The organism is Ruegeria sp. J8 (assembly GCF_056531925.1).
Map to the genome: position 1 here is coordinate 111,735 of NZ_JBQFMR010000005.1, position 23,899 is coordinate 135,633.

At 58.6% G+C, this 23,899-nt stretch carries 18 protein-coding genes; 3 read left to right on the plus strand and 15 right to left on the minus strand.

Translation table 11 applies throughout. The features are described from left to right. From ACR0L1_RS12350 to ACR0L1_RS12410, 13 genes are all read right to left on the minus strand, one after another. Positions 1 to 1,188, minus strand: coding sequence for an acyl-CoA dehydrogenase family protein (locus tag ACR0L1_RS12350; RefSeq protein ID WP_480859098.1), 1,188 nt, complete (start codon positions 1,186 to 1,188; stop codon positions 1 to 3). 2 nt (positions 1,189 to 1,190) lie between these two features. Then, positions 1,191 to 3,251 (minus strand): 3-hydroxyacyl-CoA dehydrogenase NAD-binding domain-containing protein, encoded by a 2,061-nt coding sequence (locus ACR0L1_RS12355; protein WP_480503748.1) that lies wholly within the window; start codon positions 3,249 to 3,251, stop codon positions 1,191 to 1,193. A 15-nt stretch (positions 3,252 to 3,266) separates the two neighbouring features. Beyond that, positions 3,267 to 3,995, minus strand: coding sequence for an IclR family transcriptional regulator (locus tag ACR0L1_RS12360; RefSeq protein WP_480859100.1), 729 nt, complete (start codon positions 3,993 to 3,995; stop codon positions 3,267 to 3,269). A 5-nt stretch (positions 3,996 to 4,000) separates the two neighbouring features. Next, a complete protein-coding gene (locus tag ACR0L1_RS12365; protein WP_480503746.1) occupies positions 4,001 to 5,188 on the minus strand; it encodes an acetyl-CoA C-acyltransferase in 1,188 nt (395 codons plus the stop codon). Continuing rightward, entirely contained in the window at positions 5,181 to 6,686 is a 1,506-nt protein-coding gene (locus tag ACR0L1_RS12370; RefSeq protein ID WP_480859102.1) for a class I adenylate-forming enzyme family protein, read from the minus strand. Before ACR0L1_RS12370 ends, ACR0L1_RS12365 begins: the two co-directional genes overlap by 8 nt. A gap of 95 nt (positions 6,687 to 6,781) precedes the next feature. After that, the gene (locus ACR0L1_RS12375) at positions 6,782 to 7,960 is read right to left on the minus strand and encodes an acetyl-CoA C-acyltransferase (RefSeq protein ID WP_480859104.1); all 1,179 of its coding nucleotides are present in this window, start codon (positions 7,958 to 7,960) and stop codon (positions 6,782 to 6,784) included. Positions 7,961 to 8,034: 74 nt separating this feature from the next. Beyond that, complete coding sequence (locus ACR0L1_RS12380; protein WP_170785840.1) at positions 8,035 to 9,012, minus strand: NAD(P)H-dependent flavin oxidoreductase; 978 nt, start codon at positions 9,010 to 9,012, stop codon at positions 8,035 to 8,037. Between the two features lie 93 nt (positions 9,013 to 9,105). Then, positions 9,106 to 10,035 (minus strand): sugar kinase, encoded by a 930-nt coding sequence (locus ACR0L1_RS12385; protein WP_480859106.1) that lies wholly within the window; start codon positions 10,033 to 10,035, stop codon positions 9,106 to 9,108. A 285-nt stretch (positions 10,036 to 10,320) separates the two neighbouring features. Then, positions 10,321 to 11,910, minus strand: a complete 1,590-nt coding sequence (locus tag ACR0L1_RS12390; protein WP_480859108.1) for a GMC family oxidoreductase — start codon at positions 11,908 to 11,910, stop codon at positions 10,321 to 10,323. A 26-nt stretch (positions 11,911 to 11,936) separates the two neighbouring features. Continuing rightward, positions 11,937 to 13,049 (minus strand): ABC transporter ATP-binding protein, encoded by a 1,113-nt coding sequence (locus tag ACR0L1_RS12395; protein ID WP_170773387.1) that lies wholly within the window; start codon positions 13,047 to 13,049, stop codon positions 11,937 to 11,939. A 6-nt stretch (positions 13,050 to 13,055) separates the two neighbouring features. Then, the gene (locus ACR0L1_RS12400; RefSeq protein ID WP_480859110.1) at positions 13,056 to 13,937 is read right to left on the minus strand and encodes a carbohydrate ABC transporter permease; all 882 of its coding nucleotides are present in this window, start codon (positions 13,935 to 13,937) and stop codon (positions 13,056 to 13,058) included. Next, positions 13,937 to 14,830, minus strand: a complete 894-nt coding sequence (locus ACR0L1_RS12405) for a carbohydrate ABC transporter permease (RefSeq protein ID WP_170773383.1) — start codon at positions 14,828 to 14,830, stop codon at positions 13,937 to 13,939. The genes ACR0L1_RS12400 and ACR0L1_RS12405 overlap by 1 nt, the downstream gene beginning before the upstream one ends. Before the next feature lie 102 nt (positions 14,831 to 14,932). Continuing rightward, positions 14,933 to 16,183, minus strand: coding sequence for an ABC transporter substrate-binding protein (locus tag ACR0L1_RS12410; RefSeq protein WP_480859112.1), 1,251 nt, complete (start codon positions 16,181 to 16,183; stop codon positions 14,933 to 14,935). Between the two features lie 353 nt (positions 16,184 to 16,536). Here ACR0L1_RS12410 and ACR0L1_RS12415 point away from each other — a divergent pair, with 353 nt between their 5' ends. The 3 genes from ACR0L1_RS12415 to ACR0L1_RS12425 all read left to right on the plus strand — a co-directional run bounded on the left by ACR0L1_RS12415 (position 16,537) and on the right by ACR0L1_RS12425 (position 21,879). Further along, positions 16,537 to 20,085: an adenylate/guanylate cyclase domain-containing protein gene (locus tag ACR0L1_RS12415; protein WP_480503739.1), complete on the plus strand. Its 3,549-nt coding sequence runs from the start codon at positions 16,537 to 16,539 to the stop codon at positions 20,083 to 20,085. A 29-nt stretch (positions 20,086 to 20,114) separates the two neighbouring features. Then, positions 20,115 to 20,372, plus strand: coding sequence for a DUF4242 domain-containing protein (locus ACR0L1_RS12420; RefSeq protein WP_170773377.1), 258 nt, complete (start codon positions 20,115 to 20,117; stop codon positions 20,370 to 20,372). A gap of 91 nt (positions 20,373 to 20,463) precedes the next feature. Next, positions 20,464 to 21,879, plus strand: coding sequence for an FAD-binding oxidoreductase (locus ACR0L1_RS12425; protein WP_480503738.1), 1,416 nt, complete (start codon positions 20,464 to 20,466; stop codon positions 21,877 to 21,879). Positions 21,880 to 21,888: 9 nt separating this feature from the next. Here ACR0L1_RS12425 and ACR0L1_RS12430 read toward each other — a convergent pair whose 3' ends face one another. After that, positions 21,889 to 22,620 carry a response regulator transcription factor gene (locus ACR0L1_RS12430; protein ID WP_170789956.1) on the minus strand — a complete coding sequence of 244 codons (732 nt, stop codon included), beginning with the start codon at positions 22,618 to 22,620 and terminating at the stop codon, positions 21,889 to 21,891. Continuing rightward, on the minus strand, positions 22,617 to 23,807 hold the full coding sequence (locus ACR0L1_RS12435) for a GAF domain-containing sensor histidine kinase (RefSeq protein WP_480859115.1): 1,191 nt from the start codon (positions 23,805 to 23,807) through the stop codon (positions 22,617 to 22,619). Before ACR0L1_RS12435 ends, ACR0L1_RS12430 begins: the two co-directional genes overlap by 4 nt. Positions 23,808 to 23,899 lie beyond the last annotated feature (92 nt).

Sequence of the window (23,899 nt, forward strand, 5' to 3'; positions counted from 1 at the left end):
TCAGCCTCCAAACAGGTCTTTGGCAATGATGTTGCGCTGAATTTCGTTCGATCCACCGAAGATCGAGAGTTTTCGATTGTTGAAATAGCTCGCCGCCGCACGCCGGGCGTCTTCGGGCACCGTCACCGCGTTTTCGGGCAGATCTTCAACGGGGAACGGCGCGGCGGCTGCCCCCAGGGCAGTGCGCGTCAAGCTGAGTATCCGCTGCCGGATCACCGTGCCTTTGATCTTCAGCATCGAACTTTGCGTACCCGAAGCCGCGCCTTCCTTGGCTGCCGACAACATCCGCAGGTTCGTCACGCGCAACGCCTCCAAATCAATCTCGACCTCGGCCATTTCGGCGGCGAACAACGGATCCTGCGCCAAGGGCCTGCCCGCGCGCACCAGCATCTGCGACAAGTCCTTGAGCTTTTCCAGATCGCGGGTCGAGAACCCGACACCCGCGATATTGGTCCGCTCATGCGTCAGCAGATATTTGGCGATGGTCCAACCTTTGTTCTCTTCACCGACCAGATTTTCCACCGGCACCCGTACTTCGGTGAAAAAGACCTCGTTCACCTCATGCCCGCCTTCCAACAGTTTGATCGGGCGCAGCTCAACGCCGGGGGCGTCCATATCGACCAAAACAAAGCTGATGCCTTCCTGCGGCTTGCCCTCGGTCGACGTGCGCACAAGGCAGAAGATCTTGTTGGCGTGTTGACCCAGCGTGGTCCAGGTTTTTTGACCGTTGATGACGTAGTCACCCCCGTCCCGCACCGCGCGAGTTTTCAGGCTGGCCAGATCCGAGCCAGCGCCCGGCTCTGAATAGCCCTGACACCACCAGTCTGAGCCATCCAGAATACGTGGCAGAATCTCAGCCCTTTGCTTATTGGTGCCGAATTTGATCAGCACCGGCCCCAGCATATTGAGGCCAAAGGGCACGATGCGCGGGGCGTTGGCGAGGGCGCATTCTTCGTCAAAAATATGCCGCTCAACCGCGCCCCAGCCGGGGCCGCCATATTCGGTGGGCCAGGTCACAGCAAGCCAGCCCCGCGCGTTCAGCCGGGCGTGCCAACCTTCCATTTCCTCTTTGGTCAGACTTTCCGAGTTACGGCCTTTTCGGACCAGCTTCGGGCTCAGGTTTTCCGACAGAAAGGCGCGGACTTCAGCGCGAAAAGCCTCTTCTTCGGGGGTGAAACTCAGGTCCATGCTCAGCCCTCTTTGTTGAGGTCGTTGAAGGTTTTGCCCGCCTCGACCAGTTCGCGCAGCAGGGCGGGCACCTGCCAATAATAGGGGTCTTCCTGCGCATATTGTTCGATCCGCTGCACGATGACAGCCAACCCGGTGATGTCAGCATATTGCAGCGGACCGCCCCAGTGGCGCGGGAAACCGTAACCAAACAGAAAGACCGCATCCACGTCGATCGGGCGCAGGGCGATCTTGTCTTCGACCACCCGCGCGGCCTCGGACACCATCGCGGCCATATAACGATCCACAATTTCGGCATCGGTAAAACTGCGGGCAGTGATACCCTTAGCCTCCCGCTCGGCCTGTGCGAATTCCGCCACGGCCGGGTTCACGCTGCGATTTTTGCCGTCGTAGATATAGAAACCCTTGCCGCTTTTGCGCCCGAACCAACCCTGTTCACACACTCGGTCGGCAATCTCGACATAGCGCTCTTCGTCCGGACGGAACTCGGCCTGACGTTTGCGCGTGGCCCATCCGATGTCCTGCCCCGCCAGATCGGACACGGCGAACGGCCCCATGGCAAAGCCGAAATCTTCGAGTGCAGCGTCGATCTGTTCGAACGGTGCTCCGTCCAGCTGCATATAGGCCGAGGACTTGCGATAATGTGCCAGAATGCGGTTTCCTATGAAGCCATCACACACCGCAGATCGGACCGCGACCTTGCGCAATTTCTTCGCCAGCCTGAAGCTGGTCGCCACGATCTCGGGGGCCGTGTCTTTGCCGACGACAACCTCCAGCAATCGCATCACATGCGCGGGCGAGAAGAAATGCAACCCGATCACGTCCTGCGGTCGGTTGGTCGAGGCCGCAATTTCATTCACATCCAGATACGAGGTGTTGGTCGCCAGAATAGCACCTTGTTTGCAAATATGATCCAGCTTGCCAAAGACCTCGCGCTTGACATCCATGGATTCAAATACCGCTTCGATCACCACATCTACATCGGCAAGCGCGGACATATCGGTGGTGCAAGTCAGTTTCGCCAGCGTCGCATCGCGCTGTTCCGCGTTCAGCTTGCCGCGTTTCACAGCACCCTCGAGGTTCTTGGTGATCGTATCGCGCGCGAAGGCCACGCGGTCCTCTTCCATCTCGATGAGAGTGACCGGCATCCCGGCCAGAAGCATCGCAGTGGCAATGCCCGACCCCATGGTACCGCCGCCGATCACCCCACCGGTTTGCAAATCGCGCGCCTCGGCCTTGGATTCGGGGATATGAGAAACGGCCCGTTCGGCAAAAAAGGCATGTTTCAGGCCCTTGTGGGCATTGCTCGCCATAGCCTCGGTGAATAGACGCCGCTCTTCTTTTAGTCCATCAGACAGCGGCAAATTGCTGGCCTCGGCCGCTTTCAAGGCGCGTTCCGCGACCTCGCCCCTTGTCTTTGCGCGGAAGGCGTCCAGATCGTCAGTGGTTATGCGGTTATCCAGATGCGCCGTTACTCGGGGTGTAAGCGCGCCGTCCAAAACCTGTCGACCGGCGGCCAGAGCGACCTTGGCCGGGTCGCCATCTTGCAGATCATCCAACAGTCCGGCCTCTAAGGCGGTCTCGGCGGAAATCGGTTTCCCCGAGGTGATCATGGTCAGCGCGGTCATCCCTTCGACCAGCCGCGGCAGGCGCTGCGTGCCGCCAGCACCGGGCAGAAGACCCAGATTGACCTCTGGCAGACCCAACTTAAGACCCTTGATCCCGACCCGTGCCTGACAGCTCAGCGCGATTTCAAGACCGCCGCCCAAAGTCGTGCCGTGCAATACGCAAACAATGGGCTTGGCGCTGCCCTCAAGGATTTCGCAAACTTCAGGCAGCATAGGCTGTTTCGGAGGTTGGCCGAATTCCCGAATGTCGGCGCCCGCGACAAAGGTGCGGCCCGCCGCATAAAGCGCGATGACCTTGACGCGTTCATCCCCCTCCAGCGCGCGCACCGCATTCACCAACCCGATGCGCACATCAATCCCCGCCGCATTGACTGGCGGGTTGTCGATTTTCACCAGCGCAACCTGACCTTCGAGTTTTGTTTCAACCGCTGCCATAAAAACCTCCTGTCCTCAACCACATATGCCTAGGCTGCGCCCAAGCGTTTGTACCGTGTCGCGCAGTTTCGGCCCCACGATCTGTTCCAGTTTCTCGCGATCCAATTCAGACGTGTTGGCCCCGCAAAGAAACGCAAAGGGCGGCGCACCGGGGGCGGGGCTGAAGGGAACCGCACAGGCGTTGACGGCCCGGTTCCACCCTCCCAGAGACGACACATAGCCCATGCTTTCCAACTGTTCGCGATCCGTGCGCACCTGATCTGTTTCCTGCGCTTGCGCGGGTTCCACGGCCAGAATGGCCCGGCCCGCCGCGCTTTGTTCCATCGGAATGCGATGCCCTTCACTCAACCACAGTGACGACGCGTTTCGCGGTCGCCAGCAGCGCGTCAGCATCGCCGCGTCGCCGTTGCGCATGGTCAGGGCGACCAGAACGCCGGTGTCATCGGCCAACTGCTGCATGATGTTTTCGGCCATTGGCAAAAAGGACAATCCCGCCCGCGCCGTGTACCCCAGCGCCATGACCGAGGGCCCAAGCCGGTACGCCTCGGACGGGTGCAACTGTTCCAAAAACCCCATCGAGGCCAGCGTGAACGTCATCCGCGCCACGGTCGAGGGCGGCATGCCTGTACGCCGGGCCAGTTCGCGGTTGCCCAGCGACGCATCGTCGGGCTTGAACGCCTGCATAATGCGCAATCCCTTGGCCAGGGTCGCGGCGAAGCGGCGGTCTCGTTCCGCGTCCGGCATCCGGCTTAGACGCGCTCGAGGATCAGCGCGATCCCCTGCCCTACGCCAATGCACATGGACAGACAGGCATAGCGCCCGCCGGTTTTCTCAAGATAGCGCATAGCGGTTAGGATGATCCGCGCGCCCGACGCGCCCAGCGGATGCCCAACCGCAATCGCGCCTCCGTTCGGGTTCAGGCGGCTGTCAGCGGGGTCCAGGTCCAGATGTTTGCAGCAGGCCAGAACCTGCGCGGCGAATGCCTCGTTAATTTCGATCAGGTCCATGTCGTTCATGGTCAGTCCCGCGCGGTCCAAGGCCTTTGGGATGGCCAGCGCCGGCCCGATCCCCATGATCCGGGGCGGCACGCCTGCGATAGCACCGGCCACGATACGGGCGCGTGGCTTGGCACGGTCGGTCTTGGCGCCGATCATCAGCATCGCCGCGCCGTCATTGACGCCCGAGGCGTTGGCCGCCGTCGTCACACCTTCGGGAAAGATCGTGCGCAGCGATGCCATTTTCTCAAGCTGTACATCCGGGCGAGGATGTTCGTCCTGCGTCACCTCATGGGTCGCGCCTTTACGGCCTTTGATCGTGATCGGAGTGATCTCGGCATCAAAGAACCCCCGCGCGCGGGCGGTTTCGAACCGGACCTGAGAGGCGTATCCAAACTGATCCGAGGCTTCGCGGGTGATCTGGTAATCCTGCGCCAGATTGTCGGCGGTCTGGGGCATTGGATATTCGCCATGCATCTGGGCAATGCGCGGATTGGGAAACCGCGCACCAATGGCACTGTCGTAGATTTGGGTCTGACGGGCATAGGGAGTTTCAGATTTGGCTATTGTGAAGGGTGCGCGGGTCATGCTTTCGACACCGCCCGCCACATACAAAGGCGCCTCGCCCACCGTGACCGACCGCGCCGCGTCCAGCGCCGCCGACATGCCCGAACCACACAGGCGGTTGACGGTTTGCCCCCCGACCTCGACCGGCAGACCGGCCAGCAGAGCGCTGTAGCGGGCGACATTGCGGCTGTCTTCGCCCGACTGGCAGACATTGCCCAGAATGACATCCTCAATCTCAGCAGCATCAAAAGCACTGCGCTGAACCAGCGCCTCCAGCACCTGTGCGGCCAGATCGTCGGGCCGAACCGAGGCCAGCGCACCGCCATGGCGGCCAAAAGGGCTGCGCAGCCCGTCATATATGTAAGCGTCAAGCATTCTTGGCCTCTAGATCCAGTTGTGCCAGTTCGGGCGCAAAGGCCCGAACCAACTTGTGTTTCAGAATTTTCCCCGTCGCGGCTTCTGGCAACGCGTCGGTGACAACAATGTGATGGGGGATTTTGTAGCGGACCAGAGTTTCCCCCAGATGAGCCTTCAACTCGGCCACGGTCGCTGGAACGCGTAGGGTCACAAAGGCCAGCACGTCTTCATTCCCATCCCGCGCGCGGCCCACAACGGCGGCTTGCGTGACGGATGGATGGGCGTTCAGCGCGGCTTCGATCTCGGGCGGGTAAACGTTGAAGCCGGAATGGATGATGACCTCTTTGCAGCGCCCTACGATGTAGATGCGCCCGTCTTCCTCTATTCGCGCCAGATCACCAGTGCGCAGGAAGCCGTCCGGGGTAAAGGCCTGCGCGGTTGCTTCCGGATTACGGTAATATCCCTTCATGATGTTACGTCCGCGCGCCAGCAACTCGCCGACTCCGTCCGCGCCGGGATTGTCCAACCGCACGTCGATCCCCGGCAAAGCAGGACCTACCGAGTCGTCCTGCGGCGGGTTCTCGGGCTGCGTGGTGGCAATGCCCGGAGACCCCTCAGTCAGACCATAGCCGTTATGGATCGGACAACCGAATATCCGCTCGACCCGGCGCTTCCAGCTTGGGTCCAGAGGCGAGCCCCCCGAAGACAGATAGCGCAATCCACTGTCCACGCGGTCTATGCCGTTGTCTTTGCAATGTTTGAGGATCAACGCAAACATCTGCGGCACGCCCGACAACATCGTTGCACCGCTGTGCAGCCCAGCGATCACCTGCACCGGGTCGAACCGGGGTTGAAACCGCAGGCAGCCGCCCGCCAGAAACGTGGTCAGGATGATCGAGGAAAACCCGAAAATATGTGTCCCCGGCAGAACCACCAGCGACTGATCGGCCGCCGTTGCCTGCCGACGTTGTTTCGAGGCGTTGGCCGTGAACAGCAAATTATCATGGGTCAGCATCACCCCTTTGGGTGCGCCGCTGGTGCCAGAGGTATAGAGGATCGCCGCCACCTGCCCCGCACCGGCTTCGACCGGTTCGGGCGTTTCATCCCGCAAAGGTGAGACCACAAGAGACCCGCAGCACAACTGCCCCGATGAAACGGCCCCCAACCGTTGCGCATGAGCCCGCGCAGCATCGGACACATCCGATGTGCAAATCACGCAACGCGCGCCGGAATGGGCGATGACCGTGTCGACCTCTTGTTCGGTCGCACGCGCATTCAGCGGGACGATCCACGCGTCCAAGTCACTGAGCGCGAGAACAACTGCCGCATAAGTGGCGCAGTTCTCGGCCAGTACAGCAACCCGGTCGCCCGGACGCACGCCATGTGCCCGCAGCATCCGGGCGGCCTCCCTTACCGCACCCCGCAACTCCTCATAGCTGAGCCGCGTTTCATCATGGTCGATGATCGCCAGCGTTGCCGGGTCCTTGCCGTCGATCAAGTGGTGAATTCGGTGCAACGCATTCTCCTCAGATGCGGTGCGACTGTTCTAGCAATCCGTCAGAAAGGCGTCAATAATCGGCACTGCGTTCCGCAATGCAGAACACAAACTCGTCAGAATACCTCAAAAAGGCCCGCCGCGCCCATTCCGCCACCGATACACATGGTTGCAACGGCATATTTCGCCCCGCGGCGTCGGCCCTCGATCAGCAGATGGCCCGCCATCCTCGCGCCGGTCATCCCAAACGGATGCCCGATCGAGATCGAGCCGCCATTCACATTACAAATCTCTGGATCAATCCCCAGCGTCTGACGGCAATACAGCGCTTGCGAGGCGAAAGCCTCGTTCAACTCCCACAAGTCGATATCATCCACCGTCAATCCATGACGTTTCAGCAGGCGCGGCACGGCAAAAACCGGGCCAATTCCCATCTCATCTGGCTCACAACCGGCAACGGCAAACCCCATGAACGCACCCAACGGCTCCAGCCCTTCTCGCGCCGCGAAATCCGAGTCCACCACCACACAGGCTGACGACCCATCGGACAGTTGCGACGCGTTCCCCGCCGTCACGAATTGGTCCGCACCGCGCACCGGCTCTAGCCCGGCCAGACCTTCGAGCGTCGTGTTCGGGCGATTGCAATCGTCCCGATCAATAGTCACGGCTTTTTCAGAGATTTCGCCCGTTTCCTTGTCTTTGACCCGTTGCACCGCCTGCATCGGCACGATCTCGTCGTCGAACTTACCGGCGGCCTGGGCAGCGGCGGTTCGCTTCTGGCTTTCCAACGCCAGTTCGTCCTGCGCTTCACGGGTGACACCATAGCGCGCGGCCACGATATCAGCGGTTTCGATCATAGTTAGATAAACGTCGGGCTTATGTTCCAACAGCCACGGGTCGCGGTCAAAAGGCCCCGGTGTCTGATCCCTTAGCGTGATGGATTCCACCCCACCCGCAATCGCGGCAGGCACCCCGTCCTGCACCACTGCATGCGCTGCCATGGCAATCGCCTGCAAGCCCGAGGAACAGAACCGGTTGATGGTCGTCGCGCCCACGGTCACGGGCAACCCTGCGCGCAGCACCGACTGGCGGCCGATATTTGCGCCGGTCGTGCCTTCGGGAAACCCGCACCCGATGAAGGCGTCTTCGATCAAGGCAGGATCTACGCCGGCGCGGTCAACCGCGTGTTGGATCGAATGCCCCATCAAAGAGGCCCCAAACGTGTTGTTGAACCCACCTCGGAAGGACTTGGCCAAACCCGTGCGGGCGGTTGAAACCAGAACGGCTCGTTTCATCTGTTGGGTTCTCCTTTTGCTCTACGTGTTTGGCGACACCCTCGCTTTGTAGCAAGATTTGCATTCCGCTCGGATCAATCCCGGCTAAAAGCGGCCAAGCGATCTGTGATGATCTCGTTGGCATCCGACATGATCCGATCAATCAGTTCCTGACAGGTAGGGATGTCATGGATTAACCCCGCAACCATCCCGCAGGACCACGCGCCTGCATCCATCTCACCATCTTGCATGACGCGCGGATAGACACCTGCGACTTCATTCATGATGTCCTCGAATTGTAGCTCCGTACCCTTGGCACGCTCCGTTTCCAAAACACGTTCGACGGCTGTGTTGGTCAGAACGCGCTCAGTGTTGCGCAAGGGGCGCATGACAAGGCGTGTGTCCAGTTCCGAGGCCGCGACGATGGCATCCTTGACGTTCTGATGCACCGGGGCTTCTTTCGTGGCGATGAACCGCGTACCCAGATTGATCCCGTCCGCCCCCATCGAAAGCGAAGCCACAAGACTGCGCCCATCCGCCTGCCCGCCCGATGCGACAAAGGGGATCTCCAGTTCATCCGCTGCGCGCGGCAACAGGATCATGTTCGGGATATCATCCTCGCCCGGATGACCGCCGCATTCAAACCCGTCGACCGACACCGCATCGCAGCCGATCTCTTGCGCTTTCAGCGAATGGCGAACCGACGTGCATTTGTGGATGACCTTGATCCCGGCCTCTTTGAGGTAGGGCATCACCTGCACAGGATTGCGTCCGGCCGTTTCGACAATCTGCACCCCGCCATCGATGATTGTTTTGATGATGGCCGGGTAGTCGGGCGCATTTACCGTTGGCAGAAAGGTGACATTGACCGCGATAGGCTTGTCGGTCATGTCCTTGCAGCGCGCGATCTCATTGGCCAAATCTTTGGGTGTCTTCTGTGTCAGTGCAGTGATCGTCCCCAACCCGCCCGCGTTTGAGACCGCAGCCGCCAGTTCTGCAAAACCCACGTAGTGCATTCCCCCCTGCATGATGGGGTGTTGGATGTCGAACAGCTCGGTAATTCGGGTTTTCATACTCTGCCCTTCAAATTTAATCTTCGATCGTTCAATCTGCCATCTATGCCAAAGAACCGTCTTGGGAACAGGTTCTGCCTCAAGACTGTATGATCAGTCTATTTCCTTCATTCTGTCCTTGGGAATGCGCGCGCCGAAATGCCGGATAACTTCGCCCGCCGTCCTCTGCCCCCAATGAACTGCCTTTTCCTGATCACAGCCTTTGAACCGAGCGGAAAGATATCCAGCGTTGAATGCGTCTCCGGCACCCGATGTGTCGCGAACACCATCCACGTATTGGGTCGGAACTTCGCTCAGATGATCGTCGCAAAACGCCGTCAGAGCCGCCGCGCCATTTTTGACGGCAATTTCAACGACGCCAGCGCGACGCAAACGTTCAACTGTCTGAACCGGCGACTCGTCGCCCCACAGGGCGCTTTCATCGTCAAAGCTGGGGAGCGCGATATCGGTGAGCGTATTGATCCTGGCCAGAACAGCCCGCGTTTCTTCAGCAGACCTCCATAGTCGCGGGCGCACGTTAGGGTCGAATGACACGATCGCTCCCTGCGCCCGCGCCTTGGTTAAAACTTCAAACAGAGTTTCACGGGCGGGCTCAGACAAAATGGCCAGTGTAATACCCGACAGATGGATCAACCCTGCACCGGTCACGGCCTGTTCCAGCCATTCCAGATCGTCAGCCAACAACCTCGCCGCTGACGTATCCCGCCAATACTGGAAACTGCGCTCAACCCCATCAAGCTCAATCATGTAAAGACCCATCGTACGAGCCTCTGATCGACCAACACCCGAGACATCCAGCCCGTCCTGCTGCGACTGCTCGACAAAAGCATCTGAAACGGAATCCATGCCAACTTTGGTAACAAACCCGACCTCGGCCGCATCCCCAAGTAGTTGTGCCATGTGCCAAGCGGTGTTGAACGTATCGCCGGCAAAGCCCCGGCGATAGGTTTCGTTGCCTATATCCGCCATTTCGATCATCGCTTCGCCGATAGCGAGCGCCTTTCGGGATCCAAACGCTAACACTGGGCAACCTCCAATTCGGGCTTTCCGCCGGGCGGCCGCGCGCAGCAGATTTTATCTGGCAAAAGAAACGCCTTCGCGATGCGAGAACGGGCCAAAAAATACTCAGCGATTCCGCCACTCACATGCGGGTTCATCATTCAAAATTCCAACGGATTGATGGCGATAACAACCTTGTATCGTCAATGTATCGCAATCGACAACGGTTTCTTGTAGCGCGCCCTTTCAGACCCATCGACCATGGGCCCTGGACCACGAGAAATCCAGACCCGTCAGCATGGCCATTTTTTAGAAGACGTTGTGGTCCTGTTTGATCATATCTGCAGCCTTTTCACCGATCATGATCGACGGCGCGTTTGTGTTTGATGAGTTGACAGCTGGCATGATCGACGCATCTGCGACCCGCAGCCCCTCGATCCCATTGAAGCGCAAACGCGGGTTCAGAACAGCTCCGGTATCGCCGCCCATCCGGCAAGTGCCGGCGCAATGGTGTGAGGTTTTGGAATGTTCGCAGATGAAATTGAAATAGTCTTCGTCCGTGCGTACATCCGGCCCCGGAAGGCGTTCGGCCAGAATGTAGGGTTTCAGCGCCTCCTGTGCCAGAATTTGCTGCACCAATTTCAGCCCGCGAACGGACATCTCACGATCATAAGGATCTGACAGGTAATTCGGATCGATCAGAGGCATTTCGGCGGGATTGTCACTGCGCAACCGAACCGATCCCCGTGACCGTGGCCGCAAATGACAGGCGTTCAGCGTCACACCGCCATTTGGCATTGCCGCGACACCGGCTTCGATCCCGGTGCCAAGGCCCAGATGCATCTGGATATCGGGTGAGCGGGCGTTTTCATCTGCATACCAGAACCCACCCGTCTCAAACAGGCTGGAGGCAACCGGGCCCTTGCGCGTGAGCAGGTATTGCAAAGCCGCCAGCGCTGACAGATGCGGCTTGGCATAGCGGTCATAGGTATGTGGGCCCGTAACCTCGCATATCGCATAGAGGTCCAGATGATCCTGCAAATTCGTCCCTACATTGGGTTGGTCATAGACGACATCAATTCCCAAAGCTCTCAGCGTGTCTGCCGGACCAATACCCGAAAGCTGCAACAACCGGGGCGAGCCGATGGCTCCCGAGGACAGGATCACCTCAGCCTCAGCGACGATTTTGCAGCCGTCCAGTAATTCGACGCCCGTTGCCCGCCTGTTTTCAACCGTGATCCGGCGCACCTGCGCGTGTGTCTGAATGGTCAGGTTGGGCCGCGATTGCGCAGGCGCAAGGAAGGCCATCGCGGCAGAGGACCGACGTGCACTGCGCTGGGTCAGTTGATAATACCCTGCCCCGTCTTGCTTGGTCCCATTCACATCCGTTGTCTTTGGTATACCCAACTGACCGGCGGCCTCGATAAACGCATCGCAGATCGGCAGAGGGGCTGCGGGCATGGAAACCCCCAACGGGCCGCCTTGGCCGTGGAACTCTCCCCCATATGTGTCATTGTCTTCGGATTTCTTGAAATAAGGCAGAACGTCCGCGTAACCCCAACCCTCGCAGCCCATCTGACGCCAGTCATCATAGTCCTGTGCCGCTCCGCGGGTGTAGATTTGGGCATTGATGGCCGAACCACCACCGATCACCTTGGCCTGTGTATAGGTGAACACCTTGCCCTGCATGTGCTGCTGCGGCACGGTGCTCCACCCCCATGACCCAATGCCTTTAGTCATCTTGGCGAAGCCTGCGGGCAGATGGAACAAGGGGTGACGGTCGCCGCCTCCGGCCTCAAGCAGCAGAACCCTCAGATCAGGGTTTTCCGAAAGGCGTGCGGCGATGACGGACCCGGCAGACCCCCCGCCCACGACGACAAAGTCGTAGCCGGTTGTCATGCGTTTAGCCCCTTCATCACAGTGAATTAGCCCTGAATGCGGTTTTCGGTTTCAGGATCGAAGGCCACCGCTTTTTCCATGTTGACCGCAAAGGTGAAGTCCTGCCCAGGCGAAACCTCGGCATCCGACCGCATGCGTGCAATCACATCCCGACCACCCAGCGTCATGGACACAAATGTGTCGGACCCCGCCGGTTCTGTCACGACGATCCGATTGGTCATCTGCGCGATATTCGACGATTTCCGATCTGCCCCGTCTACATCCGTGATCGTCTCGGGTCGGATACCAAGCAGGATGTCGCGCCCGTCCCAATGGGATAGGTTGTCCTGGCTGAACGGCAGTTGCGCCATCGCGCCGTCATGCAAGGCAACCTCGGCATGGGGGCACCCATCCACCATCACCACCTTGGCAGGCACCACATTCATCGCGGGCGACCCCATGAAGGTGGCGACGAAGATATTGGCGGGGGTGTCATAGATCTCTTGAGGAGTGCCCAGTTGTTGCACGTAGCCACCGTTCATGACGGCAATCCGGCTGGACAGGGTCATCGCCTCGATCTGGTCATGGGTCACGTAGACAATGGTCGTGCCAAGGTTCTGGTGCAGTTTCTTGATCTCGGTCCGCATGTCGACGCGCAGCTTGGCGTCCAGATTGGACAGAGGCTCGTCGAACAGGAACACATCAGGGTTGCGCACCAAAGCCCGCCCCATGGCCACGCGCTGACGCTGACCGCCCGACAATTGGCCCGGCTTACGATCCAGTAACTGCTCAATCTGCAACAGCTTGGCAACCTCGGCCATGGCCTTTTCACGTTCGGGTTTCGGCACGCCGTGCATTTCAAGTCCGAAGGTGATGTTCTGCCCCACGGTCATGTTGGGGTACAATGCGTAGCTCTGGAACACCATGGCGATGTTGCGGTTTGAGGGATGAACCCCGTTCATCACCTGATCCTTGATGCGGATCTCACCGCTGGTGATCTCTTCCAGCCCCGCGATCATGTTCAGAAGGGTGGACTTGCCGCAGCCCGAGGGCCCGACGAGCACCAGAAACTCGCCCTCCTGCACCGAGATGTCCACCTTGTGCAACACCTCGACCGCACCGTAGGACTTGGTTGCGTTGTCGATATCAAGAAATCCCATGGTCCGTTATCCTTTCACTGAACCCGCCATCAGGCCGCGGACGAAGTAACGACCGGCCACGATATAAACGAGCAGCGTTGGCAGCGCGGCCAGAATGGCGCCTGCAAAATGTACGTTGTATTCCTTTACCCCCGTCGACGACTGCACAAGATTGTTGAGCGCGACCGTCATTGGCTGGCTGTTGGCATCGGCAAATGACGCTCCAAACAGGAAGTCATTCCAGATATTGGTGAACTGCCAGATGATCGACACCACCGCGATAGGGCCTGAACTGGGCAGCAGGATGCGCCAGAATATCTGGAAGAACCCCGCCCCGTCGATCTGTGCCGCCCGGATCAGTTCGGTAGGGAAAACGGCATAGTAATTTCGGAAGTAAAGCGTGGTGAAGCCAATGCCGTAAACCACATGCACCAGTGCCAGACCCCATGTGGTGCCCGCTAGGCCCATCAGGCCCAGCATCCGCGCCATCGGGATCAGAACGATCTGGAATGGGATGAAACAGGCAAACAGCATCAGCCCGAACAGGATGGTGTCATACTTGAAGCGCCACTTGGTCAGTACGTATCCATTTAGCGCGCCCAAAATGGTCGAGACGATAACGGCGGGCACAACCATCTTGATCGAATTCCAGAAATACGGGCGCAAGCCCGTCGGTTCGACCCCGATCTGGGCCGAGGACCAGGCTTGCAGCCACGGCTCGAGCGTGAAGACCTCTGGCAGGTTCATCATGCCGCCGCCAGTGATTTCCTCCAAGGGTTTGACCGAATTCGCCAGCATCACGTAAAGCGGCAAGAGGTAAAACAGGGCAAACAGCAGCAAAACCAGATAGATCAGCGTGCGCGTGACGCGGCCCGTGCGGATTGCGGTATCTTGAGAGGCCTGAGACATCAGCGTTTCTCCCGCAATTCAGCGTAGAGATAAGGGATCATGATCGCGGCTATGGTCATCAGCATGATCGTGGCCGAGGCGGCGCCGATCCCCATCTGATTCCGCGTGAACGTGTAGGAATACATGAAGGTTGCGGGCAGCTCGGTCGCGCGGCCCGGACCGCCGCCGGTCAACGCGATTACAAGGTCAAAGGTCTTGATCGCAAGGTGGCTGAGGATCACGAAAGCCGACAGGAAAGCGGGCCTCAGCTGCGGGATGATGATCCGACGATAGAGGTTCCAGTTCGACGCCCCGTCCATTTGTGCCGCGCGCAGGATTTCATTGTCGATACCCCGCAGACCGGCCAGAAACATCGCCATGACAAAGCCCGAGGTCTGCCAGACCGCCGCTAACACGACGGTGTAAATCGCAAAGTCGCGGTTCTTGATCCAATCGAACTCAAAACTGGTCCAACCCCAAGTATGCATCACGTTTTCCAGCCCGATGCCGGGATCGAGGAACCATTTCCACGCCGTTCCGGTCACGATGAAGCTGAGCGCCATCGGATACAGGTAAATTGGACGCAGCAGGCCTTCACCGCGAATTTTCTGATCGAGGAAGATCGCCAATCCCAAGCCGATACAGGTGCAGATCACGATATAAAGCCCCGCGAAAATCCCCATATTGATGAGCGAGGTTTCCCAATGGCTCAATCGCCAGAGCTTGTCGTAATTCTCCCAGCCGACCCAGCCGAAGCTGGGCAGAATACGACTGTCGGTGAAGGACAGGTAGACCGAGAACAGGATGAACCCGTAGACGAAGACCAGAACCATCGCCAGTGAAGGCGACAGGACCAGTTTGGGAATCCAGTTCTGAAGGCGTGTCTTGAAATCCGCGTCGGCTGAAGCAGCCATGGCGCGCCCTCCTCGTTCCAGAGTTGGTGTTTTGGGGCTTATCCTGCCCCTTTCAAGACAGGGCGGCCAGGCAGCCGCCCCGTCAGAAGGTTCAAGTCGGGATTACTTGGCGATGGAAACCGCGTCGACCAGTTCGGTCACAGCTGTTTCACTGTCATACTCGCCGTTGAAATGCGCCGTCACGACGTCATAGACCGCGTTTTTCACCGAAGCCGGCGCCGCGTGGCCGTGCGCCATAGAACCGAACAAGTTGCCCGACGATGCAGCGGCGGCCAGATCCTTCATGCCTTGCTGACCACAAGCGTCTAGGTCGCTGCCATCCACGTCGGTCCGGGCCGGAACGGAACCCTTCACCTTGTTGAATGCAATCTGGAAGCTTGGCGACAGAATGGCGCTGGCCAACGCGGCCTGCTCGGCTGAAACCGAACCGCCTTGGTCGAACATCATGAACTGGTCGGCGTTGAAGGTGACCTGGTCCTGCGTGCCGGGGAAGCGGAAGCACAGGAAGTCCTGACCCGGAACTTTGCCCGCGTTCAGGAATTCACCCTTGGCCCAGTCACCCATCATCTGGAAACCGGCCTCGCCATTGATCACCATCGCGGTGGCAAGGTTCCAGTCGCGGCCCGAGAAGTTCTCGTCCACATTGGCGGCGATGAAGGACATGCGATCGAACGCTTCTTTCATAGCATCACTGCCCAGCGTTTCTTCGTCCAAATCAATGAACGCCGCCTTGTAACCGTCCGCCCCCAAGGTTGACATCGCGATTGCGTCAAACACGGTTGCGTCTTGCCAGGCCTGACCGCCATGGGCGATCGGGGTGATCCCGGCGGCTTTCAGCGCTTCGACAGCCGCGACGAACTCGTCCCAGTTGGTGGGCTGGGCGATACCGTTTACATCCAGGACCGCCTTGTTTGCCCACACCCAGTTGGTCGAATGCACATTGACCGGAGCCGAAACCCACTTGCCGTCATGCTTGGCAAAAGCCTTCAATGCGTCTGGCACCACATCGTCCCAACCTTCTTTGGCTGCAACTTCGTTCAGGTCCGCCAATGCGCCCTGATCGGCCCAGTCCAGAATGTCGAAACCCAGTGCCTGAACGGCAGTCGGGGCATTCCCGGCTGTGACACGGGCACGCAAAACGGTCATCGCCTGCTCACCACCGCCACCGGCGACAGGCATGTCGGTCCAGCCGATACCCTGCCCGGACAGGTCGTCTTTCAGAACATTCAGTGCGGCGGCTTCACCACCGGACGTCCACCAGTGCAGAACCTCAACCTCTTCCGCCTGCGCCAGGCTGGTGGTGCACAACAGCCCTGCCACAATCAGAGATTTTGTTTTCAGTAAGTTACGCATTTTCTTTCCTCCCAATATGCGATCTTTTTTGCACGGCCCCTTTTCGGGGTCCCTTTCTTCCGTCTTGCGGCCATCCTCCAACCGCACATTCACCCGAAACGTTTATTGCGTTTTCTCGGCGAAATACTCCCAAACACTTAAGTTCATTCTTACCGAAGTCCCGGCCAAAGTGAATGTCAGCGCTATCATTGATCAAGGAACCGGCTTCGTCCAGTGTTTTGAACGCCAAAGTCAAAAGAAGGGTTTCAAATACCCGAGTCTTTTCGATCGGTTCGTTCGGGCACATGGCAGGGCCGCCAGACCGAAACGTCGCTCGGCTTGATCCGTGGGCCAATAGCCCGCATGATCACGAAATGAGTTTTGAAGTCACGTTATGGTTGAAAGACCTTGGAATGGAGCAATATGCTGACACGTTCCTGCAAAATGACGTCGATGCACGTGCCTTACCGCTGCTCTCCAATGAGGACCTCAAAGAACTTGGCTTGTCCCTTGGCCACAGGAAGATCGTCCTTGCCGCCATAGCAAAGTTGGATGGCAACCCCGGATTGCCCATCACGAACGCCCCACCAGATGGAAACAATCCCGGTGAAACCGAAACCCGAGCACCTGCTGCCGAGCGACGCCATCTGACCGTGTTTTTTGCCGATCTTGTCGGATCGACCGAATTGACAAACAAGTTCGATCCCGAAGATATGCGCGCCTTGTTGCAAAGTTATCAAGACAGTGTCGCTGGGGCAGTGACGCGTTTTGGTGGCTATGTCGCCAAGTATCTGGGTGATGGGTTGCTGGTCTTTTTTGGTTGGCCACAGGCCTATGAAGACCACGCCATCCGTGCGGTGAAAGCGGGATTGGATTCAGTTGCGCACGTGAAAATCCTGAAAACCCCTGACGGCGAGCCTTTGTCCGTTCGGATCGGTATCGCAAGCGGTGACGTGGTCGTAGGCGACGCCGTTGGTGAAAATACCTTCGAAGAGGGCGCAATGACCGGTCCGGTTCTGAACCTGGCGGCGCGGTTGCAGGAAAACGCGCAGCCAAACTCGGTCGTGACTACAAGCGAGGATTCTGATGCCAGCCTGCGACGGGTCTTTTCGATTTCCTCACTTGGCCCTGTTTCGCTAAAGGGCTTTGAAACCCCGCGTACCTTGCTGCAGGTCACGGCCGAGCGCAGCGCCGACAGCCGTTTTCAGGCGTTGCATCGTGAAAGTGAAAGCACGGAAATGATCGGGCGGGACTTCGAAAAAGGTATCCTGCATCAAACTTGGCAACGGGCCTCTGCCGGGCATGGTGAGGTCGTTTTGCTGTCTGGCGAAGCCGGGATCGGCAAATCCCGCCTGACGGAAGAGTTTCTGAGCGGCGACGACATCGCTGCGACGGCAGACGTCATACGACTGAATTGCTCGCCCTATCTGACCAGCAGCCCCTTTCACCCGGTGACCGAGCGCATCTCGCAGGATGCAGGTGTCGGACCGGATCTGGATGACGATCGGGTGGTAGAGCTGGTCCGCGCCATGCTTGAGAAACGCGAGGGGATCGAACTGGATCACGTCCTGCCGGTTTTTGCGGCGCTGGTCGCCCCGCACAGTGATGTGGCCGAAAAGATTCTTGACCTGTCACCACAGGAACAGCGGGATTTGACCATCCAGACGTTGATCGACACGGTCAAGGCCCGCTCAACCGTGCGACCGGTTGTTTTGTGTGTTGAGGACGCGCATTGGATCGACCCCTCGACAAACGCCTTGCTGGAAAGGTTCAAGTCCATCTGTTCGGACCTGCCATTGATGATGTTGATCACCCACCGCCCCGGCTGGGATCTTGCGCGGGACGAAGGGGAAGCACACACTCAAACCCTACACCTGCGCCGCTTTGATCCAGACCATGTGGCGAACTTGATCCGCAATGTCTCGGGTAAAACCCCTGACACCGATCTGGTTCAGCTGATCATAGAAAAGACGGACGGCGTCCCACTATTCGTCGAAGAACTGACCCGCGCCTATCTAACCACAGGTGGGCAGGGTGCAGTGGCTGTTCCTTCGTCACTAAAAGGCGCGTTGATGGCGCGGTTGGATGCGGTTTCATCAGACGCGAAACAGGTGGCACTGACAGGCTCGGTGATCGGGCGCGAGTTTGAACCTGGCCTGCTACGTGCAGCACTGACGGATGCCACGGTCGACACCGCAAAGGGCCTGGACGAACTGTGCAAAACCGGACTGGTTTTCGAAAGCGGCAACTCCAGAGGTCACTTCGTTTTCCGTCACGCACTGATCCGCGACACTGCCTATCAATCCATGCTCAGCACAACTCGGCGGGCGCAGCATGCCCATGTTGCCAAGGCGTTGGCAGCGTTGCGGTCCGCCGAGATTGAACGTCGACCTGAACTTGTCGCCCGACACCTGACCGAGGCCGAAGACTGGAGTGCGGCGTTCAAAAAATGGCAGGCGGCAACCGAAATGGCGCTGGCTCGTTCCGCCAGTCACGAGGCAATGACTAACGCGCACGAGGCGCTGAATGCAGCACGGAACCTTGAGGGCGACAATCAGTCCGAAACAATCCGGGCAACTGTTCTTGTCGGGCGCAGCTTTGATAGTTTGGGACAGCTACCCGAAGGCATTGCGGAACTCAAAAGCGCCTCGGACGCGGCAAATGCCCTTGGGGATGTCGAATTGGCCGCCGATGTAGCCCTGCATTTTTCGGATTCCTGCATGATGGCTGGGCAACGACATGGCGAAGTGATTTCCCTGTGCGAGGCCGCTTTGAAAAACCTGCCCGCGCAAGACGAAAGACGCCAGTGCCAGCTAAAAAGTCAGCTTGCCCGCGCCTGTCTGTTCCTTGGTCAAGCCTCAGAGGGTGCCCGATACGCCCAGGAATCGATGGAGCTTGCCGCCAAGCTGGGAGACAACAAATCCCAGTTCTCGGTCATGATGATGCAATACGGCGCGCCATTTATCGCAAGACCCGCCGACGAAAGGCACAAATGGCGGGAACATCTGGACAAGATGCACGAAGTAGCGCAGCATCTTGGCTCGATTGATCAGGGTCGGGACCGCACACTCAGCCTGTTTGTTGGGGCCGAAATGGCTGACCGGGCTCTGCTGGACCGGTCATTGAAACTGCTGACCGAGGTGTCCCAGAAAGACAATCACTTGCAGCTCTATTGGGTTCAGACCCATGCCCGGGCAATGATAGCGATCATGGAGGGCGACTTTGGCAAGGCCGAAAAGCTAGCTACCGAGGCGGTGAAAATCGGCCGCAAAACCCACGGGAAACATATCGAGGGCGTGTTTGGCGTTCAGATGTTCACCCTGCGCCGAGAACAAAGCCGTTTGCACGAAGTGGCTCCGGTCATAAAAAAACTGATGGATGAAAACGCTGACGACATGACCTGGAAGCCCGGTTTTGGCGTCATCGCAGCTGAACTGGGGTTTCATGACCCCGCTGAACGCATCCTGAACGAGGTCGCCGAGAGCGGATTTTATCTGCCGTCAGACGCCATGTATTCGACCACATTGTCCTATCTGTCCGATATTTGCGTCGCAGTCGGTCATACCACGCACGCGCAAACGCTGTTCGAGATGTTGGCCCCTTACGAAGACCTCACCATTACCGCTGGGGCAACGACAGTATGTACTGGCGCGGGTGCGCGGCGGTTGGGAAATCTGGCTGCATTGCTTGAAGATTGGCCAACTGCAGAACGGATGTTTACCAAGGCAATCCAGATTGACACGGACATGGATTGCCCGCCCTGGGTGGCACACAGCAAAGCCGCCTATGCGGCGGCTCTGCGCAGGCTTGGCGGCAAGGACAACCTTGAACAGGCCATCCATCTCGAGGCCGAGGCGTTGGCAACAGCTCAGAAATTGAGTATGGTTTCCCTTAGGGAAAGGCTTGAAGGAACTGCAAGCTGAACCCTGTTTTCATTTCCTGGGGGGGAAATATGCCAAGGTATATTATTGAACGCCAATTCGCCGAACAGGTAAACCTGACCGAAGGCGACAAAGCACATATTAAAGAAATAAATGACGAAGAAGGGATCGAATGGATCTTTTCTTTCCTCAGCGCGGACAAGCGCAAGACTTATTGCCTTTACGAGGCCCCTGACGAAGAAAGCCTGAGACAGGCCGCCAAACGGCTGAATATTCCGGCAGATGTGATTACTCCGGTAGATCGCATCGACCCCGGCGTTTTTGCCTGAGTTTTCGCAAACGACGAAAGGCGCGTACCCGCCGGACAACAGGCGGGGCACAGGGGCAAGAAACCTTCCTTGAACCAGGAAGGAATTTAAGATGTTTGACGTCAAGACATTGGACGGCAGCGCCGCTCGGATCGAGCGCGCTGCCTTGGACACTTTGGACGCAACGCTGCGCGGCGGCGTCCATTTGCCCGGCAGTCCCGAGTATGATCAGGCCCGCACAACCTGGAATAGCATCGTGGAGCGGCACCCAAGTTTCGTGATCCGCGCGCTTGGGTCCAGTGATGTGCAAAAAGCGGTGAATTTCGTGCGCGAGGCCGGGTTGACCATGTCCATTCGGTCGGGTGGTCACCAGATCGCGGGCCATGCTGTCGCCGACGATGCGGTTATGTTGGACCTGTCGCAGATGCGTTCGGTACATGTGGACCCGGTCAACCGAACTGCGCGCGTAGAACCCGGCGCCGTATTGGGCGATGTCGACCGCGAGACACAAGCCCATGCGCTGGTGGTCCCATTGGGCATCAACTCGACCACCGGAACGGCTGGTTTGACACTGGGTGGCGGCTTTGGCTGGATCACCCGGAAATTCGGGATGACCATCGACAACCTGATCTCTGCCCAGGTTGTAACCGCCGACGGCGAAATCGTCACCGCATCTGCCAAAAGTCACCCTGACCTGTTTTGGGCCCTGCGGGGCGGAGGTGGCAACTTTGGCGTCGTCACATCGTTCGAATTCCAACTGCATCCGCTGGGCCCCGATGTCTTGTCAGGTTTGGTCGTTCACCCGATCGAAGCGGCCCCCGACCTACTGCCGGAATACGTGACAATCGCGGATTCCGCGCCAGATGAACTGACGGTCTGGACCGTGATGCGCAAGGCCCCGCCTCTGCCCTTCTTGCCCGAGGAATGGCATGGGCGCGAGGTCTTAATCTTTGCCGCGTGTTATGCCGGACCAATGGCCGACGGCGAAAAAGCTATGGCCGGCTTGCGCGGTCTTGGTGATCCGATTGCAGATGTCATCTCGCCCCATGCATTCGTGGACTGGCAAGCGGCCTTTGATGGGCTTCTGACGCCCGGCGCGCGCAATTACTGGAAAAGCCACGATTTCAGCACGCTGACATCCCACGCGACATCCGACCTGCTTGCCGCAATCGCCACGCTACCTGATCCGGCTTGCGAAGTGTTCATCGCACATGTAGGCGGTGCCATGGCGCGGGTACCCGCGGATGCAACGGCCTATCCCGAGCGCAGCGCTCATTTCATCATGAACGTTCACACCCGATGGGAAGATCCCTCAAAAGACGCTACCTGCATCAGTTGGGCGCGGGCGTTGTACGATCAGATGGCACCTCACGCCACAGGCAGCGCCTATGTGAACTTCATGCCCGAAGATGAGGCCAATCACATGGCTGGAGCCTATGGTTCCAATGGCGCAAAACTGGGTCAGATCAAAGGACAATACGACCCGCAGAACCTGTTTCGGATCAACCACAATATCGTGCCAACCTGAGCGCAGATTTCAGAGCGACAAGGCCGAGCGCGCCAGCCACGCGCTCAGGTCCTTTTCAGCAGCGACGATGGCTTCGTTGTTCAAAATCTGCGAGGTCATCGCCTTGGACACGGCGCGCACGCGTTTGTTGATCGCAATATCTCCGGCTTCGATCAGCAAGTCGTTGACGTCCAGTTTTTCGTAGATCGACAGCAAACGGTTCTGGATAGTGCGCAGCGCCAGTTTTCTGCGCACGGCAATGGCCTTGTCTGGAAGACCTAGCGCAAGATCGGTCAGGATCGCCAGTTCGACCTCGGTCAGCGCCTCGCCCGACCGGCTTTGATCCCGCTGAATTTGGTGAATCTCACGGTCGACCATGATCTGGGCTTCCAGCAGGACTGCCCTTAACGCCAAATGCATGCGCGATGGACTGGCGGTTTTCAGAACATAGCCATACGCGGCCTCTTTCGGGACGATCCGGGCGATGCCGCGCAGATACGCTTCGTCTGAATAGTTCGACCAGAACAAGATGCGCGTTTCCGGTCGCTCGGACCAAATGGTGCGGGCCGCCTCGATCCCGTTGCGCTCTTTCATGCGCAGGTCCATGACGATGGCGTCGACACCATCTTCTCGGGCCTTGACCTCACCCTCGCGCCCGTTAGAGGCTAGGCTGATTTCCGACGCTTCGGGCAAAGCCTCCAGTACCAACTCTTTGAGGTAGTTGGCGTGCATGGCATCATCTTCGACCAGAAGAACCTTCATGCCACTTCCTCTCTGCCGCGGCACTCCGACACCGGCAGCCTGACACTAATCTCAGTCCCTTCGGCGTAGCGGATGTCAAATTGTGCCGCGATCAACCGGGCACGCGTTCGCATATGGGTCAAACCGCCCGAGACTTTCCCAGTTTCGATCGCTGCTGAGCTGGCCCCATCGTCACGCACTGATAGATGCAGCCCATCCCGGCATTCGATCTCAACCAAAATGGACGAGGCCTGAGCGTGGCGTACTGCATTATTGATTGCCTCCTGCGCGATACGAAAGAGCGCAATCCGTTTGGTCTGTGGCAGATCATCGATCAGCCCGTCGGACAGGTCGCGCACGTCAATGTCGATCTCCTGATCCGTTCCGACCGCGCGCTCAAGATGCGTGCGCACGGCGTGTTGAAATCCAAAAAGTTCCAAAAGGGACGGGATAGAGGTGTCGATAATCTCGCGCAATCCCTGGATGCAGGTTTGCATCGACCCGCGCACAGCTTCGACATCTTTCTGAGTTTTGCAGCGCTCAAGCTCTCGGCTGATCCGGGTCATATCGGCCAGCGTCTGGTCGTGCAGATCCATGCCGATCCTCTGCCGCTCAAGCTCAAGCGCGTCGGTCAGGCTTAGTGCGCCCAGACGTAACCCTTCTTCGCGCGCCTGCAATTCCGCGCGCATGATCGCTTCGCGCCGCGATTGTTCATTGGCCCGTAACGCATAGAAATAGGGGGCAAGAATATCGGCAATGTTGCGAACCTGTTCGACCGCCTGATCGTCATAGAAATCCAGCTTCTGCGACGAGCAGTTCAAGGCACCGATCGTGCGACCCAGCACTTTCATCGCCACGTTAACGCGACTGCGCATCTGATGTTTGATGATCGGCTCGCAATCGGCCCCTTCGAACACATATCGCGGGTCTTCCAGCGCGTTGCCGGTCAACATGCTGTCGCATTCCCCCCGCAGGATATCGCGCACCGGAGAAACCTCGACAGGCGCGCGCGTGCGGCTCCAACTGGTGCGCAGACCGACCTCGTAGCTGGTGTTCCAGTTTCCTTTGTCGTCAACCAGGCACACGTCAAGGTGATCAACCTGCAAAATGCGGTCGATCTCGGACTTGACCGAGCGCAAAGCGGACTTGATGTCGAGGTTGCCTGCCAGGTGATTGGAAATCCGCAGGTAATAGGCAAGATCGGCCATGGACGCACTTTCGAAAAACCGGTCCGCGGCGACCGGCACAACACAGTATAGAAGTCCGACCCCACCCTGTCATGCGGATCACCGTAATAGTT